Origin of the sequence: Streptomyces sp. ALB3, from assembly GCF_044385685.1 — a bacterium.
Lineage (GTDB): Bacteria > Actinomycetota > Actinomycetes > Streptomycetales > Streptomycetaceae > Streptomyces.
This window is the reverse complement of the sequence record NZ_JBISCE010000026.1, coordinates 493,078-510,437: the sequence shown is the minus strand read 5'-3', so window position 1 is coordinate 510,437 and position 17,360 is coordinate 493,078. Positions and strand designations below refer to the sequence as shown.

16 protein-coding genes are annotated in these 17,360 nt (G+C 72.4%); 11 read left to right on the top strand and 5 right to left on the bottom strand.

The features are described from left to right. Window positions 1–391 precede the first annotated feature (391 nt). Complete coding sequence (locus tag ACHFIV_RS14310; protein WP_398967792.1) at window positions 392–1,669, top strand: lectin; 1,278 nt, start codon at window positions 392–394, stop codon at window positions 1,667–1,669. A gap of 253 nt (window positions 1,670–1,922) precedes the next feature. Here the strand turns inward: ACHFIV_RS14310 and ACHFIV_RS14305 are convergent, their stop codons facing one another. Together ACHFIV_RS14305 and ACHFIV_RS14300 are read right to left on the bottom strand one after the other, a co-directional pair. Further along, window positions 1,923–2,366, bottom strand: coding sequence for a subtilase-type protease inhibitor (locus ACHFIV_RS14305; protein ID WP_398967789.1), 444 nt, complete (start codon window positions 2,364–2,366; stop codon window positions 1,923–1,925). Between the two features lie 487 nt (window positions 2,367–2,853). After that, complete coding sequence (locus tag ACHFIV_RS14300; protein WP_398967786.1) at window positions 2,854–4,026, bottom strand: 4-hydroxybenzoate 3-monooxygenase; 1,173 nt, start codon at window positions 4,024–4,026, stop codon at window positions 2,854–2,856. Window positions 4,027–4,388: 362 nt separating this feature from the next. Between ACHFIV_RS14300 and ACHFIV_RS14295 the strand changes: the two genes are divergently transcribed. Beyond that, on the top strand, window positions 4,389–5,198 hold the full coding sequence (locus ACHFIV_RS14295; protein WP_398968227.1) for a helix-turn-helix domain-containing protein: 810 nt from the start codon (window positions 4,389–4,391) through the stop codon (window positions 5,196–5,198). A gap of 9 nt (window positions 5,199–5,207) precedes the next feature. On the opposite strand, the gene ACHFIV_RS14290 is transcribed toward ACHFIV_RS14295, so the two are convergent. Beyond that, window positions 5,208–5,576 carry a nuclear transport factor 2 family protein gene (locus ACHFIV_RS14290; RefSeq protein ID WP_398967783.1) on the bottom strand — a complete coding sequence of 123 codons (369 nt, stop codon included), beginning with the start codon at window positions 5,574–5,576 and terminating at the stop codon, window positions 5,208–5,210. A gap of 296 nt (window positions 5,577–5,872) precedes the next feature. On the opposite strand from ACHFIV_RS14290, the gene ACHFIV_RS14285 reads away from it, so the two are divergent. The 8 genes from ACHFIV_RS14285 (at window position 5,873) to ACHFIV_RS14250 (ending at window position 14,279) form a co-directional block, all read left to right on the top strand. Then, window positions 5,873–6,007, top strand: a complete 135-nt coding sequence (locus tag ACHFIV_RS14285; protein WP_398967781.1) for a hypothetical protein — start codon at window positions 5,873–5,875, stop codon at window positions 6,005–6,007. Window positions 6,008–6,084: 77 nt separating this feature from the next. Then, the gene (locus tag ACHFIV_RS14280) at window positions 6,085–7,377 is read left to right on the top strand and encodes a YeeE/YedE family protein (RefSeq protein ID WP_398967779.1); all 1,293 of its coding nucleotides are present in this window, start codon (window positions 6,085–6,087) and stop codon (window positions 7,375–7,377) included. 105 nt (window positions 7,378–7,482) lie between these two features. After that, on the top strand, window positions 7,483–8,205 hold the full coding sequence (locus ACHFIV_RS14275; protein WP_398967776.1) for a response regulator transcription factor: 723 nt from the start codon (window positions 7,483–7,485) through the stop codon (window positions 8,203–8,205). Then, window positions 8,189–10,219: a sensor histidine kinase gene (locus ACHFIV_RS14270; RefSeq protein WP_398967773.1), complete on the top strand. Its 2,031-nt coding sequence runs from the start codon at window positions 8,189–8,191 to the stop codon at window positions 10,217–10,219. The genes ACHFIV_RS14275 and ACHFIV_RS14270 overlap by 17 nt, the downstream gene beginning before the upstream one ends. 101 nt (window positions 10,220–10,320) lie before the next feature. Next, complete coding sequence (locus tag ACHFIV_RS14265) at window positions 10,321–10,683, top strand: hypothetical protein (protein ID WP_398967770.1); 363 nt, start codon at window positions 10,321–10,323, stop codon at window positions 10,681–10,683. Between the two features lie 96 nt (window positions 10,684–10,779). Continuing rightward, window positions 10,780–11,388, top strand: coding sequence for a class F sortase (locus ACHFIV_RS14260; protein ID WP_398967767.1), 609 nt, complete (start codon window positions 10,780–10,782; stop codon window positions 11,386–11,388). Between the two features lie 384 nt (window positions 11,389–11,772). Continuing rightward, complete coding sequence (locus tag ACHFIV_RS14255) at window positions 11,773–12,459, top strand: (2Fe-2S)-binding protein (RefSeq protein WP_398968224.1); 687 nt, start codon at window positions 11,773–11,775, stop codon at window positions 12,457–12,459. 281 nt (window positions 12,460–12,740) lie between these two features. Beyond that, window positions 12,741–14,279 carry a glycoside hydrolase family 43 protein gene (locus tag ACHFIV_RS14250; protein ID WP_398967765.1) on the top strand — a complete coding sequence of 513 codons (1,539 nt, stop codon included), beginning with the start codon at window positions 12,741–12,743 and terminating at the stop codon, window positions 14,277–14,279. A gap of 42 nt (window positions 14,280–14,321) precedes the next feature. On the opposite strand, the gene ACHFIV_RS14245 is transcribed toward ACHFIV_RS14250, so the two are convergent. Together ACHFIV_RS14245 and ACHFIV_RS14240 are read right to left on the bottom strand one after the other, a co-directional pair. Further along, a complete protein-coding gene (locus tag ACHFIV_RS14245) occupies window positions 14,322–14,660 on the bottom strand; it encodes a GNAT family N-acetyltransferase (RefSeq protein ID WP_398967762.1) in 339 nt (112 codons plus the stop codon). Window positions 14,661–14,912: 252 nt separating this feature from the next. Continuing rightward, window positions 14,913–16,229, bottom strand: coding sequence for an APC family permease (locus ACHFIV_RS14240; protein WP_398967759.1), 1,317 nt, complete (start codon window positions 16,227–16,229; stop codon window positions 14,913–14,915). Window positions 16,230–16,663: 434 nt separating this feature from the next. Here ACHFIV_RS14240 and ACHFIV_RS14235 point away from each other — a divergent pair, with 434 nt between their 5' ends. Continuing rightward, window positions 16,664–17,230 carry a hypothetical protein gene (locus ACHFIV_RS14235; protein WP_398967756.1) on the top strand — a complete coding sequence of 189 codons (567 nt, stop codon included), beginning with the start codon at window positions 16,664–16,666 and terminating at the stop codon, window positions 17,228–17,230. Window positions 17,231–17,360 lie beyond the last annotated feature (130 nt).

Genomic DNA, 17,360 nt, shown 5'->3' with positions numbered 1-17,360 from the left:
TCCGTGCCCGGCTGTGAGGTCTTCCGCCGGGGACGGCTGCCGCCCGGCTTCTCAAGTCTCCACGACGCGGCCCCGCATCGCCGCACCCGGGGCTGATCGTGGTCCCCCGTGTCCGTGCGCGACGGGTGGGCTGCGGGGCGCGGGTCGGCCGGTGCGGGTGCCGTTCCGGCCGTCGGCCGCACCCCCGGACGCACGGCCGAGGGCTGCGGTCCATACCAAGCTCTTGACACATCCGACGTTCGTTTCTTAAATCAAGAACTGAACTAAGCGCTCCCGGCCTTCACCTCCCCTCCGGTCCGTTCGGGGTGCGCGGGGAAGCTCGATGTGGTGCCTGCCCGGATCTGAATGACATGCGCACGTCATTCCCTTGCGCTCCCCGAAGGGAGAAGGTATGAGTTCCCTCCGTTCGTCCCGACGCCTGATCGTGTCCCTCGTCATGGCGCTCGGCCTCGCCTCGCTGTCCACCGGTCTCGCGCAGAGCGCGCCTATGCCGGTGGCCGAGCGCACGGCGGCCACTTCGCACACCGCGGCGGCGGCCGTCACGTTCGCCGACGAGTTCGACGGACCCGCCGGTTCCGCCGTCGACGGCGGCAAGTGGCAGATCGAGACCGGTGACAACGTCAGCAACCACGAGCGGCAGTACTACACCGCCGGCAACCGGAACGCCACGCTCGACGGCCAGGGCAATCTCGTGATCACCGCCCGCAAGGAGAATCCCGGCAACTACCAGTGCTGGTACGGGCGGTGCGAGTACACGTCCGCCCGCCTGAACACGGCGGGCAGGTTCACCACCACGTACGGCCGTGTCGAGGCCCGGATGAAGATCCCGCGCGGGCAGGGCATATGGCCCGCCTTCTGGATGCTGGGCAACGACATCGGGCAGGTCGGCTGGCCCAACAGCGGCGAGATCGACATCATGGAGAACGTCGGCTTCGAACCGTCCGTCGTGCACGGCACCCTGCACGGTCCCGGCTACTCGGGCAGCGGGGGCATAGGCGCCGGCTACTCGCTGCCCGGCGGGCAGGCGTTCGCCGACGCGTTCCACACCTTCGCCGTCGACTGGAGCCCCAACGCCATCACCTGGTCGGTCGACGGCACCGTCTACCAGCGGCGCACCCCGGCCGATCTAGGCGGGAAGCAGTGGGTCTTCGACAAGCCCTTCTTCGTCATCCTCAACCTGGCGGTCGGCGGGTACTGGCCCGGTGACCCGGACGGCAGCACGGTCTTCCCGCAGCAGCTCCTCGTCGACTACGTCCGCGTCAGCACCGACGGCGGTCAGCCGGGTGGCGGCGGACCCGTCACCGGTCTGGCGGGCAAGTGCGTGGACGTCGCGGGCGGAGCGGTGGCGAACGGGACACCGGTACAGCTCTACGACTGCAACGGTACGGCGGCGCAGAAGTGGACGGTGGGTGGCGACGGGACCGTCCGGGCTCTGGGCAAGTGCCTGGACGTCGCGTCGGGTGGCACGGGGGACGGGACCCGGGTGCAGCTGTGGGACTGCAACGGGTCGGCGGCGCAGCAGTGGGCTACGCCGGCCGCCCGGGACATCGTCAATCCGCAGGCGAACAAGTGTCTGGACGTGAGCGGTGGGAGCAGTGCCAACGGAAGCCGTCTGCAGATCTGGACCTGCACCGGCGCCGCCAACCAGAAGTGGACGGTGACCCGGTGACTCCCTAGGGAACCCGGGAACTTCGGCGGTCACGTCCGCGAGCGGGCCGATACGGCCACCGGGCGGACGGCAGGTCGCCGACTCCCGTAGCGGCCGGCCCCCGCCCGTTCCGCCCTCGCCGCGCACCACTGCGGCGAGGGCGGCGCCGGTCGCGGACTCGCAGGTCCGGAGGGGCCCCGGCGGGCCCCCGGGTCTCTTCCAGCCCGGGACCGGCCCGTCCTGTGCCCGGCCCGTGCCCACGGGACGCGATCGGTCAGAAGGCGAAGACCGGCCCCTCGGCAAGGCTCGCGTGCATCTCGCACGCGTTGCCGAAGGTCGCCGACCAGGAGACGCGACGGCCTTCCCACACACCGCTCGCGTCGAGGGTGACGGGGTCCCACTGGCGTGTGCAGGAGCCCTGCGGCATCGGTGCGGTCAGCTGTGCGAACTCACCTTCCACGGCGTGCAGTTCCGCGCAGGCCGCAGCCGGCGCGGGGTGGCTTCCACCGGGGCGGGGCGCGCAGTTCAGCGTGACGGCCCGCTGGACGGTCGCAGCGGCGGCGCCGCCCTTGCCGACCGAGAGGACGAGCGCCGACGGGGCGTACAGCCCGGCCGGCTGCGCCGGCCGGGCCTGGGCGACGCCCGCGGCGGCCGTGCCGGTCACGATCAGTGCGGACACCGTGGCGATGGCGCCGATTCTGCAGAGCTGGTCACGCATGCGAACTTCTCCTTCGGTACGCGGGGTGCGGTTGCGGTGGGGAGTCTGATGCCTGCGGACAGTGAGTGCACATCGATCAGTGCTTTCCGGCCCGACCCGCGCGCCCTCGCCCTACCGAATGACCGTTCGGGCAGCTCGGAGGCGGTGCGCGGGTCGCTCGCGCAGTGTCCACCATATGGACGAAATGCGGTGGTACAACCGAGAACTACCGCCTGACCTGCGACGACGCCCGTGCGGTACTCCGGCGAAAAGCCCGGCTTCGGCCGGAAAGCGGCGCTGGAGACAGGCACGGGCATGCGCGGTCGAGCCCGGACCGGGCAGGCGGTTCGCCGCGCGAGGGGGCTTCCGTGCCCCTGCTTTCGGTGTCGAGCTCGGCACGGTCCGCTTCACCGCCTCCCCTCCTCGTGCCGGCCGGAGTAAGGCAGCAGTCCGGTGTCGGCCGCGAGCTCGGCCGTCGCAGCCGCCTGCCCGGGAGGTGCCGTGTCGTCTACGGAAGCGGCAACCCCGCGTAGTTCATGGCGAGTTCGGCCGCCGCGTGCGGTGAGGCGGCGATCCGGTCGAGCTGGGCGATCTGGAGCCGCGTATCGAAGGGGCTCTGGTCCGGATCGGTGTGCAGCGTCGTGGTCATGAAGGCGGAGAAGTGCTCGGCCCGCCATACACGGCGCAGACATGTGTCGGAGTAGGCGTCCAGCAGGTCGGACTCGCCGGTCCTGTGCTGCCGGATCAGTGCCCGCCCCAGCACCACGACGTCGGCAGCCGCCAGATTGAGTCCCTTGGCGCCGGTGGGCGGCACGATGTGCGCGGCGTCGCCGGCCAGGAGGACCCGGCCGTACCGCATCGGCTCGGTGACCGAACTGCGCATCGGCAGAACGCTCCTGGCGGTGATCGGCCCGCGTTCCAGCTTCCATCCGTCGCGTGCGAACCTGGCGTCGAGCTCGTCCCAGATCTGTTCGTCCGTCCAGTCGGCCGGATCCGTGCCGTTGGGTACCTGGAAGTACAGCCGGCTGACCTCGGGCGACCGCATGCTGTGCAGCGCGAAGCCGCGCGGGGAGTGGGCGTAGACCAACTCGTCGCAGGACGGTGCCACATCGGCCAGGATGCCGAACCACGAGTAGGGGTACACGCGCTCGTAGGTGCGCAGGGCCCCCTCGGGGGCGGCTGCCCGGGTCACCCCGTGGAAGCCGTCGCAGCCGACGACGTAGTCGCATGTCAGGGTCTCGTCGTGGCCGCCGTAGGTGTAGCGGATCCTCGGCCGGCCGGTGTCGGCGCCCTCGACGGAGTGGACCTCGGCCCCGAAGCGGAGGGCGGCGCCGTCGGCCAGTTGCAGGGCTATGAGGTCCTTGACGACCTCCGTCTGCGCGTACACCCACACGCGTCGGCCGTCCGTCAGCGAAGGGAAGTCGATCCGGTGCGCCCGGCCCTCCCATCGCAGTTCCACGCCGTCGTGCACCAGTCCCTCGGTGTCCAGCCGTTCGGCGGCTCCCGCCTCGCGAAGGGCGTCGACGGTGGACTGCTCGAGGATGCCCGCCCGTTGGCGCTGCTCGACGTAGGCGCGGTCGCGGCTCTCCAGGACGACGCAGTCGACGCCCGCGCGGTGGAGCAGGCGGGACAACAGCAACCCGGCAGGACCACCCCCGATGATTCCTACGGTCGTGTGCACGTCTCGTTCTCCCTCGTCCTCGGGTGCGTACCCGCCCAGGGGCGGGCCACGCGCCGCCCCGCACGGCCGAGCGCCGGCCGGCCCCGCGGGCGTCAGTCGTATCCGCCGCCCGCGTGGGGGCGCTTCCGGCTCTGTTCGCATAGTGAACTTTTGTTCACTGTGTGCGGTGAGTTTGCCGCCCGGCTCACAGCCTGTCAATGGTTCCGTCGTCCGGGCAGCGGCGCGCGCCTGTGCCGGGTGACGTGCCGTGCGCGGGGGCCATGGCTGTTCCGGCCAGGGTGCGAGCGGTCGCGCGTCATTCCCCGGATGCGGGCCTGTCCGGTACCGGCGGATCGGATAGCGTCCTGGGTATGACGACTGCCATGACCAGGACGGTCGACGACGTGAGCGTCGGGAGCCTGCTGCGGGGCTGGCGCAGGCTTCGACGTGTCACGCAGCTCGAACTGGCGCTGAAGGCCGACAGTTCCGCACGCCACATCAGTTTCATCGAGACCGGCAGGTCCACGCCCAGCCGCTCCATGGTGCTGCACCTGGCCGAGCAGCTGGACGTGCCGATGAGGGACCGCAACGCGCTGCTGCTGGCCGCTGGATACGCCCCCTCGTACCCGGAGACGTCGCTGGCCGCCCCCGCGATGACGACGCTCCGGGCCGGCCTGGAGCAGCTCCTCACCGCCTACGAACCGCACCCCGCACTGGTGATGGACGGGATGTACGACGTGGTGACGGCGAACAGGGGTGTACACCTGCTGCTCGACGGAGTCGCCGGCCACCTGCTCCAGCCGCCCATGAACGCCATGCGCCTGACGCTGCACCCGCAGGGTCTGGCCCCGCGCATCCGCAACCTGGCCGAGTGGCGTGCCCATCTGCTGGAACGGATGGAGCGACAAGCCGCGTTGCGCTCCTCCCGGCCCCTGCGCGGCCTGTACGAGGAGGTCGCCGCCTATCCGGTACCGGCCGGTGACGCCCCCGCCGGCCCGGCCGGGCCCGGAGCGGCGGCCGGCCCTCCCCTCGCGCTGCCGCTCCTGATCGAGGCGGGTGGCCGGGTGCTGTCGTTCATCTCGACGGTCACGACGTTCAACACACCGATGGACGTGACCGTCTCCGAGCTGGCGGTCGAGACGTTCCTGCCCGCGGACACGGAGACGGCCGCCGCCCTGCGCGCGGCACACTGAGCCGAGGGCTCAGGCTCCCGGGAGGCGGTCCAGGAAGCCGGCGACGCTCGTGATGCGGCCGTCGTCGGCGAGGGTGATCACGTCGAAGCCGGCGGCGGGAGCCGACCCGTCCGCGGTGGACACCAGGTCCCACGTGAAGCGCACCAGGTGGTGATGAGCGTCCGGCGTGCCGGTGAGCGTGAAGGTGAAACCCGGGAACTGCTGCTGGGCGCCGGCGATCGCCGCGGTGATCCCCTCGTGGCCCTTCGCCTCGCCCAGCGGGTCGGTGTAGGTGCCGTCCTCGGTGAACGCCGAGGCGACGGCCTTGGCCAGGTCCTCCGGGGTGGCGGCGTTCCAAGCGGCGAAGTAGCGCTCGACAGCGTCCTCGTGCATGGTCACAACGGTGTCCTCTCGTCTGAACGGGCGCACCGGACGGCGCGTCCCCGGGGCCCGGCCTCCGCCTCGTCGGCGAAGGCCCGGCCGGGCGGCGGCCCACCTGCCGTGTGCCGCCCTGCCCGCTACCGCAGCGTGCCGTACCTGTCGCGGAGGGTCGATTACCGCTGAGGTAATCCCCGGCCTCACCGGACCGCCCGGGGCGTACACCGGTCCTTCGGCGGGGTGACGAGCCGCTGAGCCATGCGCGGGCGCTCGCGTCGGCCGGGGCCGGGGCGGACGCCGTCTCGAAGAGGTTCCGCATGGCGAGACGACCCGGCATCCGGAGCGAGGCCGTCCGTATTCTCGTACGCATGTCTGCATCGGTCCTGCCCCTGTGCCTCGCGCTGTTCGCGCACTCGGCCTGGTGCGTCGACGACGGGCTCTGTAGCGGCTGAAGCCCGTGCCGGCAGCGCGCACCGCGCCGTCGGCAGCCCATGCCGCCGTCCGTCCGAGCACCATCCGGAGACCACTCGTGACCACCGCGCCACCTGCCGGGCAGGCCGCGCCGCCGCGCGTACCGCCCGCCCTGTTCGTCACTTCCCCCACTTCCGCGCCGGCCCCGGAGGCGCCGCCCCTGCCCCCGGTGCGCAGGACACCACTGGCCGTGTCCGGACTGCTCGCCGTGGCGCTGACCGCCTACGTGTGGTCCGCACACGGCGCCAGGCCCGGCGTGCTGCTCCTGCTGGGGCTCGGCCTGGGCGTCGCGCTCTTCCACTCCCGGTTCGGCTTCACCTCCGCCTGGCGGCAGCTCGTCGCCGTCGGCAACGGCACCGGGCTGCGAGCGCACGCGCTGCTGCTCGGCACCACGGCCACGCTGTTCGCGCTGGTCATCGGCACGGGCACCGGGCTGTTCGGCTCGCAGCCGGCGCCGTCCGGGGGAGCGATCGGAGTCGGCCTGATCGTCGGTTCGCTGCTCTTCGCCGTCGGGATGCAGCTCGGTGGCGCGTGCGCCTCGGGCACTCTCTTCGCCGTCGGCTCGGGCCAGACGTCCGTACTCCTGACCCTCGGCGGATTCATCGCGGGTGCCACGCTCGCCGCCTGGCAGTTCGACCTGTGGAAGGACCTTCCCGCCTGGGAGCCGGTCGTCCTCTCCGACCACATCGGCTGGGCCGGCTCATGGGCGGTGACGATCGCGGCGCTGCTGCTGGTCGTACTCGTCACTCGACGCGTGCAGGCCCGGCGCAACCCGCCGCCCGTCGGCGCCGTGCCCTCGGCCCGCACCGCGGCCGTGCGGGCCGTCCGCGGCTCCTGGCCGCTGGCGGCCGGTGCGCTGGCGCTGTCCGTGCTCGGCGCCGGCGTGCTCCTGGTCTCCGGCGGAGCCTGGGGCGTCACGAGCGCGTTCGGTTTGTGGGGTTCGGAACTCGTGGGCGCCCTGGGGGGCCACCCGGAGAACTGGAGCTGGTGGCGGCAGGCCGGCAACGCGGAGATGCTGGCGGGCCCCGTCCTGGCCGACAAGACGAGCCTCACCGACCTCGGCATCATGATCGGTGCCGCGGTGGCCGCCGCGCTCGGCGGTACCTGGGCCCTGCACCGAGGCATCCCCTGGCGCACCGCCGTCGCGTCGGTGCTCGGCGGTGTGCTGATGGGTGTCGGCGCACGGCTTGCCGGGGGCTGCAACATCGGCGCCTACCTGGCGGGCGTCTCCTCGGGCAGCCTGAGCGGCTGGCTGTGGGGGGCGGTCGCACTCATCGGTACCTGGGCCGGGCTCAAGCTGCGCCCCCTGTTCGGCCTGGGCAACCCGAAGCCGGGCGACGGCGTCTGCTGACCACCCGGGCCGCCCAGGAGCCGTTCGTCACCGAGCCGCTCCGGGGCGGCCCGTGCCGCACCACTGCCGACGGCCGCGGCCCGGCCCTCCTCTACGATCGACCGCGTGTGCGCACACGTCATAGTCGCGGAAGACGACGCCAAACAAGCCGAGCTGGTCCGCCGTTACCTCGAACGCGAAGGCCACGCGGTCACAGTGGTGCCGGACGGCCTCGCCGCTCTCGAGCAGGCGCGTCAGGGGGCACCGGACCTGCTCGTCCTCGACGTGATGATGCCGGGGGCGGACGGCCTCGACGTGGTCCGCATCCTGCGCGCCGAGGAGAGGGAACTGGCGGTCCTCATGCTCACCGCCCGGGCGACGGAGGAGGACCTGCTCCTCGGACTGGACCTGGGCGCTGACGACTACATGACCAAGCCCTACAGTCCCCGCGAGCTCATGGCACGTGTGCGCACCCTCCTGCGGCGCACCCGGCGGCAACGGGTACGCGAGGAAGACCATGTGCTGCGGGTGGGAACGCTCGCCGTCGACCCCGTACGCCACGAGGTCGCCGTCGACGGCACGGGAATCGAGTGCACACCAGGCGAGTTCAGGCTCCTCGCGACCATGGCGGCCGAGCCCGGACGGGTCTTCACCCGCGAGCAACTGCTCGCCGAACTCCACGGCTTCGACCGGTACATCAGCAGTCGCACGGTCGACGTGCACATCATGAACCTCCGCAAGAAGATCGAGCGCGCGCCCCGTCGCCCGGTCCGGCTGGTCACGGTGTTCGGAGTCGGCTACAAACTCATGGACCCGCAGAAGGGTTCCCCGCGTGCCTGGACGGGCTGAGCACGGCGGACAGCGTCTGCGGCTTCCCCTGCGCAAGAGCCTTCTCGGCAGGCTGCTGGCGGTGTCGGCGCTCGTCGCGGCGTGTTCGGTCGCCGCGACCGCGTGGCTGGCCGTGCAGACCACGTCCGGTGCGATCGAGCAGGAACAGGGCCGCAACCTGGCCGCCGACACCCGGGTCCTCGACGCCCTGCTCGCCTACGCGGCCGGACATCCGACCTGGGACGGCGTGGGCCCCACCGTCGACGAGCTGGCCGACGCGTCCGGCCGGCGGATCACGCTGACGAAGCAGAGCCGGGAGATACTCGCCGACTCCGCCGACTCCGCCGACTCCTCCCCGCCGCCCCCGTCGCTGCCGCCGCAGGCCTCTGCCGTCGTCGACCCCCTGTCCGTGGCCCCCGAGCCCACGGGGCCGGAGCCGTCCACGGGGTCCGTGACGATCGCGGCGCCCGGCACGGACGGGGAACAGCGCTCCGGGAACGCCAGGGTCGACCCGAGGGCCGTGGGCCCGTTCAGGCTGCCCGAGGCCGAACGTACGTCGTTGAGGCGCACCGCAGACCAGGCGGTGCAGTGCCTCAGCCGGTCCGGGATCGCCTCGGACGTGGTCGAGGGACCGAGCGGGCGGCCCCGCGTCCAGGTCGTGGGCAACGACCCGGACCGGGTGCGCGGCAGCCGGTGCGCCACCGACGCCCTGGACACCCCCACCGGAACGGAGGCGAAGGCGCTCACCGCACTCAACGAACTCGTCAACGCCTGCCTGGACCGGCAGGGCCGCGAGGCCGTACGGCTCGATCTCGACCTCTCATGGAACACGGACCCGGAACCCCACCCCGCAACGGCGGTGCCCGCGCCGACCCCCGCTCCCGGCGTCAGCGTGCCCCGGGAGCTCATGCCGACGGCGTCCCCCACCTCCGTGTCCCTCGACAGCGAGAACGACCGCGACATCGCCTCGTGCGTCGGCATCGCCCGCCAGGAACAGCTCAGTTCGTACGTCGCCTCACCCGCGCTGCTGTTCATCAGCGATCCGGGAGGTGGCGCCGTCCCCGGCTTCGAGCTGTCGCCTGCGAACACGGCGAAGATCACCGGGGTCGCGGCGCTCGTCCTCGCGCTCACCGTCGGCGCCTCGGTGCTCGCCGGAGTCCGGCTCGTGCGGCCGCTGCACGCGCTGACCGGAGCGGCGCAGCGCATGCGGGACGGGGAGGACCCGTCGCAGGTGGTGGTGGCTGCGGACAACGAGATCGGCAGGCTGGCCGCCGCCTTCAACGACATGTCGGCGCACCGCGCCCGGCTGGAGGAACAGCGCAAGGTGATGGTCAGCGACGTGGCGCACGAACTGCGCACCCCTCTGAGCAACATCCGAGGATGGCTGGAGGGTGCCCAGGACGGAGTCGCCGAAGCGGACGCGACGTTCATCTCCTCACTGCTGGAGGAGGCCCTGCAACTGCAGCACATCATCGACGACCTCCAGGACCTGTCTGCGGCCGATGCCGGGGTCCTGCGCCTGCACCCCGGCCCCGTCCGGATCGAGGAACTGCTCGCCCACGTGGTGGCGGCGCACCAGGCGCAGGCCGAAGCGGCCGGGGTGGGCCTCGCCGTGGCCTTCCCGGACGGGCACGGGCCGGCCCCCGAGCTCTCGGCCGACCCGGTCCGGCTGCGGCAGGCGATCGGCAACCTGGTGTCCAACGCCGTACGCCACACCCCGGCCGGGGGGAGGGTGACCCTGCGGTCGTTCGCCACCGGGTCCGGGGGAGCGGACGAACGGGTGGTCGTGGAGGTCGCGGACACCGGCGGCGGCATCGCGCCGGAGGACCTGCCGTACGTCTTCGACCGGTTCTGGCGGGCGGAGAAGTCCCGCAGCCGCCGCACCGGGGGCAGCGGCCTGGGACTGGCGATCGTCCGCAAACTCGTCGAGGCGCACGGCGGGACGACCGGTGTGACCAGCACGGTGGGCCGGGGATCGGTGTTCACCCTGCGGCTCCCGCCGGGCGGCCCTGATCCGATGGACACGGCGGTCTGACAGCTTCCTCACAACTCCACTCCAGTCTGAGGACATGCCCGGCGCCCGACGCGCATCCGTGCGCGGGCACCACCAACGCCGAGCTGGAATCGGAGTTCCTCATGTCCCTTCGCCCGACCCTGCGCACCGCAGTACTCGCCGCTGCCGGCCTCGGCGCGGTCCTGCTTCCGTCCGCCGTGGCAGTCGCCGACGGCACGCCCACACCGGCGCCCGCCGAGCGCACCGCGAGCCCGAGCGCCGCGCCCGCGCCCGAAAGCGGTGAACCCACCGAGGCGGCGACCCCGGTGCCGGCCGAGTCCGTGCCGGCCGGCACGGTGCCGCGAGGCGGCGTCGACGCCGGGGAGCGCCCGGCGCAGAGCGCCACCGGCACCGCGCTGTACGGTTCCGCGGCCGGCGCGGTGCTGCTCGCGGGCGCCGGCGTCCTCGTGCTGCGCCGCCGTTCCGCCGCACTGCGCGACGGCTGATCCCCGGCTCACGGTGGCGCCGCTCCCGCCCGGGGGCGGCGCCACCCGCCGTTCCCCGGCTCCCTCTTCCGCCCTCTCACCGCACCGGAGTTCCCCATGCCCCTCACCGCGCACTCGACAAGGCGGGCAGCCGCGTCCCTGACAGCAGCCGGCCTGCTGCTCGTTCCTGTCAGCGGGTGCGGCACGGCCGACACACCCCGGACGTCCGTCAGGACGGCCTCGGACACGCCCCGGGTGTCAGGCGTACCGGAAGCGCCCAAGGCACCGTCGCCGACACGGTTGACGGTCCCCTCGCTGGGGGTGGACACCGCGCTGCTGCGGCTCGGGCTGAACGAGGACGGCACGGTGGAGGTCCCACCCGCCGAGAAGGGCATGACGGCAGGCTGGTACGCGGGTGGTGCAGTCCCCGGAGAGCCCGGTGCAGCCGTCCTCATCGGCCACAACGACACGCGGTTCGGCAAGGGCGTCTTCCACGACCTGCACACGATCGCCGAGGGCGCGGACATCACCGTGTACGACGGGGAAGGGGGCAGGACCGACTTCACGGTCACCGGCACGGAGACCGTCAGCAAGAAGGCCTTCCCCACCGAGAAGGTCTACGCGACCACCGACGAGCCGGTACTCCGGCTGATCACGTGCGACGGAGCCTTCGACGCCGACGGTCATCCCGTCGACAACCTCATCGTCTACGCGACGTCGCGCTGACACGGCCGCGCCCGTCGGCCCCGGTCCGCCGTAACTCTTGAGGTACACGTATGCGGGCCGAGAATGATCGCGCAGTGCGCATGACAACGTTGTCGACGTCCGAGTGCCTCGCCGACGGTTTCGCCCCGTACGTCAAGGGACGTGCGTACGTGAAGCCGCTCGTCGAGGAGTGACGCGCTGCCCGGCACGGGGCCGTGGTGCGGGAACCGGCCCGGTGCACAGCACCCGGGTGCGATGATGGCCGATGCCAGGGGGCGGCGGTCCGGGAGAGCAGGAGTGCGTCCGGCGGAGAGGGGGTGGTCCGGAGTGTCCGACGACCACGTCCGGAAGACTTCCGCGCCGGTGCGGCGCCCCGCCACCCGGACGGAGGGCTACGCGTCCGCCGTGGCCGATGCCGCGCGTGCGCCGGCCGACGCCGTGGCGGCGGCCCTGGACGGCGTCGCGGACATCGGTGGCTTCTTCGCCCTGCGCGTCGGCGGTCCTGACGCGGGCTGGCATCCCGTCCGCCACTTCTACGCCCATGGGTTCGCCGGCCTGTCCGCGGCCGTCTCGGACCGGTACCGCGCGCCTGACCTGCGTGTCGGAGTGTCCATCGCCCAGCTGGGTCACGCGGCCCGCCTCTGGTCACCCGTACTCGCCTCCACCCTGCTCCACGGGATCGTGCCCGACCTGGGTGCGCTGCAGCACGCCGGCACCGGCTCCGAGGTCAGGCTCCCGCGGCCCGCGGGCTGGTACGCCGACCGGCTGCCCGACCGTACCGGGGCCATGTACGCGCAGGTGATGGGCCACCTGAGCACACTGGAGGCCGGCCTCGGCGTCAAGATCGCCCCGCGCCTGCTGGACGGAAACGCCGCGTCCGCGCTGGCCGGCTCGGCCGGGGTGCTCCGGGCCGCACACCCCGGGCTGCGGGCCCCGCTGACCGCTCTGGTGACGGAACTCCTGGCCACGGGACGGCTCGTGGGCACCGGGCGTATCACCGGACCGGACCTGGCCTTCCGCCGCCGGAGCTGCTGCCTCTACTACCGGGCCCCCACCGGTGCGAAGTGCGGGGACTGCTGCCTGGCCGGCTGAGCCGGGCGCCGGCGGACAGCGGTGAAGCGCGGACCGGGTCCGGGTGCCGCTGCTCCATCGCCCGGACGGCGTGGGACCAGGAGGTGTTGAAGCGCTTCGACGCCGGGCTGCAACGGTCCGGCTGTGGTGGTTCCCGCCGCATGCGTACGGACCTTGACGCTTCGTCTCCGCTGTTCTCCACCCGGTCTATTGACACCCTTCCACCCGGCTGCCATCGTCGAAGCGCTTCAACGATCATGGCCTTGGGACGCGGTCCTGGCCCCCAGCTCCGAGGACGGACCATGGCGTACTTCGACAATCCCGTGATACCCGGTTTCAGTCCGGACCCCAGCATCTGCCGCGTGGACGAGGACTACTACGTGGCGACGTCCAGCTTCGAGTACGTGCCAGGGGTGCCGTTGTGGCACAGCCGGGACCTCGTGCACTGGCGGCTGATCGGGCACGCCCTCGGCAGGGCTTCGCAGCTGACGCTTCCCGACACGACCCCGTCCTCGTGCGGGGTGTACGCCCCCACGCTGCGGCACCACGACGGCCGCTTCTGGATGATCACGACCGTGGTGGCCGGCGCGGGCACCGTACTGGTGACAGCCGAGGATCCCGCCGGGCCGTGGTCGGAACCCGTTCCGGTCGGTATACCCGGCATCGACCCGGACCTGGCCTGGGACGAGGAGGGGAACTGCTGGTGCGTGTTCTCGCACGACGGGATCCGTGGAGTGCGCATCGAGCCGACGACGGGCGAACTGCTCGGCGAACCCGTGGAGATGTGGTCGGGGAGCGGGCTCCAGTACCCCGAGGGCCCGCACCTCTACCGGGTCGGGGACTGGTGGTACCTGCTGTTGTCGGAGGGCGGGACGGAGCGCGGGCACGCCATGTCGGTGGCCAGGGCCCGGGCCCTGCCGGGCCCCTTCGAGCCGCACCCGGACAACCCCGTGCTGTCGCACCGCAGTACGGGTCACCCGGTGCAGAACACCGGCCACGGCGACCTGGTGCGGGCGCACGACGGAACGTGGTGGATGGTGCTGCTGGGCACCCGGCCCCGGGGGGACACCCCGGGCTTCCACGGGATGGGCCGGGAGACGTTCCTGGCCCCGGTGCGCTGGGAGGACGAGTGGCCGCTGCCGGGGCCGCTGGAACTCCGCGCGCCCGCGCCTGAGCTCGCTCCGCACCCATGGCCCGGCGAGCCGCGCCGCGACGGGTTCGAAGCACCCGTACTCGCGCCCTGCTGGGTGACGCCGAGACGGAGCGACCCGGCCGCCGTGCGCCTCGACGAGCGCCCGGGGCATCTGGTGCTGCACGCCCTCGCGGACGGCATGGACCGTCCCGGCGCGACGTTCGTGGGGCGCCGCCAGCGCGATGCGGACTGCACGGCCAGGACGCGGGTGGACGTCGGCCGGACGGGGCGGGGCGGCCTTGCCGTGCGGCTCGACGAGGCGCACCACTACCAGGTGGAGAGGGAGGGCGGCACGGTACGGGTGGTCGCCCGCATCGGGCCGGTGCGTCAGACGGTGGCCGAACGGGCCGTGCGTGAGGGCCCGCTGACCCTGAGGGCCGATGTGACCACCACAGGTGTCCTGCCGCCCACCGTCACCGTGCGCCCCGGTGACCTGGAGTCCGCGGCTCCCTCCGGCCTCCGCGTCGGTGGTCCCGACACCTTCCGCATGGGGTACGAGACCGGCGACGGGGTCTTCGAGATACTCGCCGAACTCGACGGCCGCTACCTCACCACGGAGGTCGCCGGAGGTTTCACCGGCCGGGTCATCGGCATGTACGCCACCCAGGGCGCCCCGGCCTTCGACTGGTTCGAACTGAGTCCGGCCTGACGGGGTGCCGCTTCCGGCCGGGGCGGTCGTGGGCGGAGACGCTCAGCGAGCCCGGGCGGACTCCAGCCACTGGAGGACCTCGGGCGTGACCGGGTCGGCGATGTCGGCGAACTCCCCGTGCTTCGTGAGGAACTTCGCCACGTACGGGCAGACCGGCACGATCCGCCTGCCCGACGCGCGGACGTGGCTCAACGCGTCCCGCACCAGGACGGAGGCCAGGCCCTGACCGGCGAAGGCGTCATCGATCTCGGTGTGGAAGAACACGCGCTGCCCCTCGCGGTCGCGGTAGGCGGTGAACCCCGCCATCGTCTCCTCGACCAGGATCTCGTAGCGGTGCCGGACATCCACGTTCCGGACGGTCGGGGCGGCTGCCTGGGTCATGATGTGCTGCCTTTCGGGGCGGTGGGGTGCCGGGGGAGTGGCGGGCCTCGACGACGACTGTCAGGGTGGCTCACGTACTCGGGCACCCACCGGCCACAGCACCCGGACGCCGAGAGTCCCATCATATGACCGCCGGACCTGCCCCCTCGCCGTGGCGGCCTCACGGCCCTGAAGGGGGGACAGCGGTACCGGCGGCGGCCGGTACCGCCGGCGTCTTCCGGCCCATGCGTCGTCAGCGGGCCGCGTCGTCAGTCATGTCCGGCGGCGTCGGGACGCGATCCACGCCGGGAGCAGGCCGACGGCCAGCACGATCGCCCCTCGGACCCACACCTCTCCCTCGATCTGCGTGGCGAGCAGCACACAGGACGCGGCGCCGAGCAGGGCGACCGCCTTGGGGGTCGTGAAGTGGGCATGAGCCACGGTGTCGCGGCGCAGTCGGAGAACGGCCGTGTTGACCAGGAAGAAGACGACGAGGAGCAGCAGCACGAGAGTCGACGCGAGCGCCGCCACGTCTCCCGTCACCGCGAGCACCGAAGACAGCAGGGTGGTCGTCGCGATGGCGGCCCAGGGAGTACGCCGGCCAGGAAGAACCTTCGTCAGGAAACGCGGCAGGAGCCCGTCGCGTGCCATGCCGTACGCGAGCCGGGAGGACATGATGCCGGTGAGCAGCGCCCCGTTGGCCACCGCGATCAGGGCGATCACGCTGAAGAGTCGCGTCGGCACGCCGCCCGCGACCTCGACCACGGTGAGCAGCGGACCGCTGGACTGCACGAGCGTGCTCGTGCGTACCGCGGAACTGGCCGCGGCACCGACCAGCGCGTACACCACACCGGCCGTGGCCAGTGCGCCGAACAGGGCCCGGGGGTAGGACCGCCGGGGGTCGCGGGTCTCCTCGGCCACATTGACGGACGTCTCGAAGCCGACGAACGAGTAGAAGGCCAGGACGGATCCGCTCAGCACGGCGGCGGCCGGTGAGTGCTCGGGCGTACCGAGCTGGGTCAGCCGGCCCGGATCACCGTCGCCGCGCAGCACCACCCAGACGCCGAGGCCGATGACCAGCACGAGGCCCGCGACCTCGATCACTGTCGCGACCACGTTGGCCCGGGTCGAGTCCCTGATGCCCCGGGCGTTGAGCAGGGCCAGCGCGCCGAGGAACAGTACGGCTACCAGCGCCACGGGCAGCGAGACGAAAACGCTGAGGTAGTCACCGCCGAATCCCCGGGCCAGGGCAGCCACGGACACGATGCCGGCGGCAAGCATGCAGAAACCCGCGAAGAACCCGACGAACGGACCGTAGGCCAGGGTGGTGTAGTGCGAGGCGCCACCGGCGCGCGGGTACTTCGTGGCGAGTTCCGCGTAGGAGGAGGCCGTCAGCAGGGAAAGGCCCAGGGCCACCACCAGAGGCACCCACACCGCCCCGCCGGACTCCGCGGCCACCTGTCCCACGAGGACGTAGACGCCTGCGCCCAGCACGTCGCCGAGGATGAAGAAGTAGAGGAGCGACGTGGTCAGCGTGCGTTTGAGCGGTGTGTCCGGGAGTGCCATGTCATCGTGAGCGCTGCTGTTCATGCACACCTGATTCCACGTCGCGGTGACCTCATGCGGGCGGCCGGGACTCTGCGGGCACGCACCGCGTCACGGAGGCCGGCGTCCTCTCCGCGCCTTCCGGGCGTGGCAGGGAGCCGCCTCCGTCCCCCGGCGGGGTCCGGGCGGCCCTGCCGGAGCGAGAGCTCGCCGGAAGGGAGTGATGCGGTGGCCGGGTGTCCGGCGGGTACCGGACCGACGCCTGCCACCCGACGGCCGAGCGGGCCGGGCAGGACCCGCCCCGTGGCCCCTGCCCACCGAAGGGTACGGGGTGCCACGGTCCGCAGGGCGGCAGGCACCGGAGGCAGGGGCCCTGTTTCGCTCAGGTGGGTCACCCGTGTCGCTCCCCCGCCCCCGGTGACGGAGCCTCGGGATGCGTGAGCAGCACTGCCCGCAGTACGTCGGAAAGAGGATCTCAGATGTCGGAACGCAACACCGTCCTGCGCAGCATGCACGACCTCGGCCTGGGGGCCTGGTTCGGTGGGTCCCTCATGGGCGCCGTCGGCCTGAACGGAGCCGCCGAGCAGGAAGGCGCGACCGAGGCCACCACCGCGCGGATCGCCAGTGCCGGCTGGGCCAGGTGGGCGCCCGTCAACGCCCTGGCCATCGGAGTCCACCTGATCGGCGGCACGGGGCTGCTCGCAGCCAACCGCGCCCGCGTCCAGAACCAGAAGGGGGTCGCGGGCTCCACGGTGGCGAAGGCGGTACTGACCGGCGCCGCTCTCGCCGCCACCGCTTACGCGGGTGTCCTGGGTAAGAAGGTGGGCCTCGCCAGCTCGCCGGATCCCGAGGACGTCGAGAAGGCGGCCAAGCACCCCGTCGACGTGGAACAGGCCCAGAAGCACCTGACTCTCGTGCAATGGGCCATTCCCGTGCTGACCGCCGGCATCGCTGTCCTGAACGCACTGCACGGGGAGCAGCAGCGCCCCTCCCAGCAGGCGAAAGGCATCGTGCTGCGCGTGGCCCACCGCGATCTGCACCTGTAGTCCCGCTCCTCGCCGCCGGTGAGGGGCGTCGGTGAACGGGGCGACCCGCGCCCCGCCCGGAACACGCCCCGCTCGTCATCCGGGGTGCGAGGCGGCAGCGATGTGTGAACGCCCCCGTCGATGTGCTGCC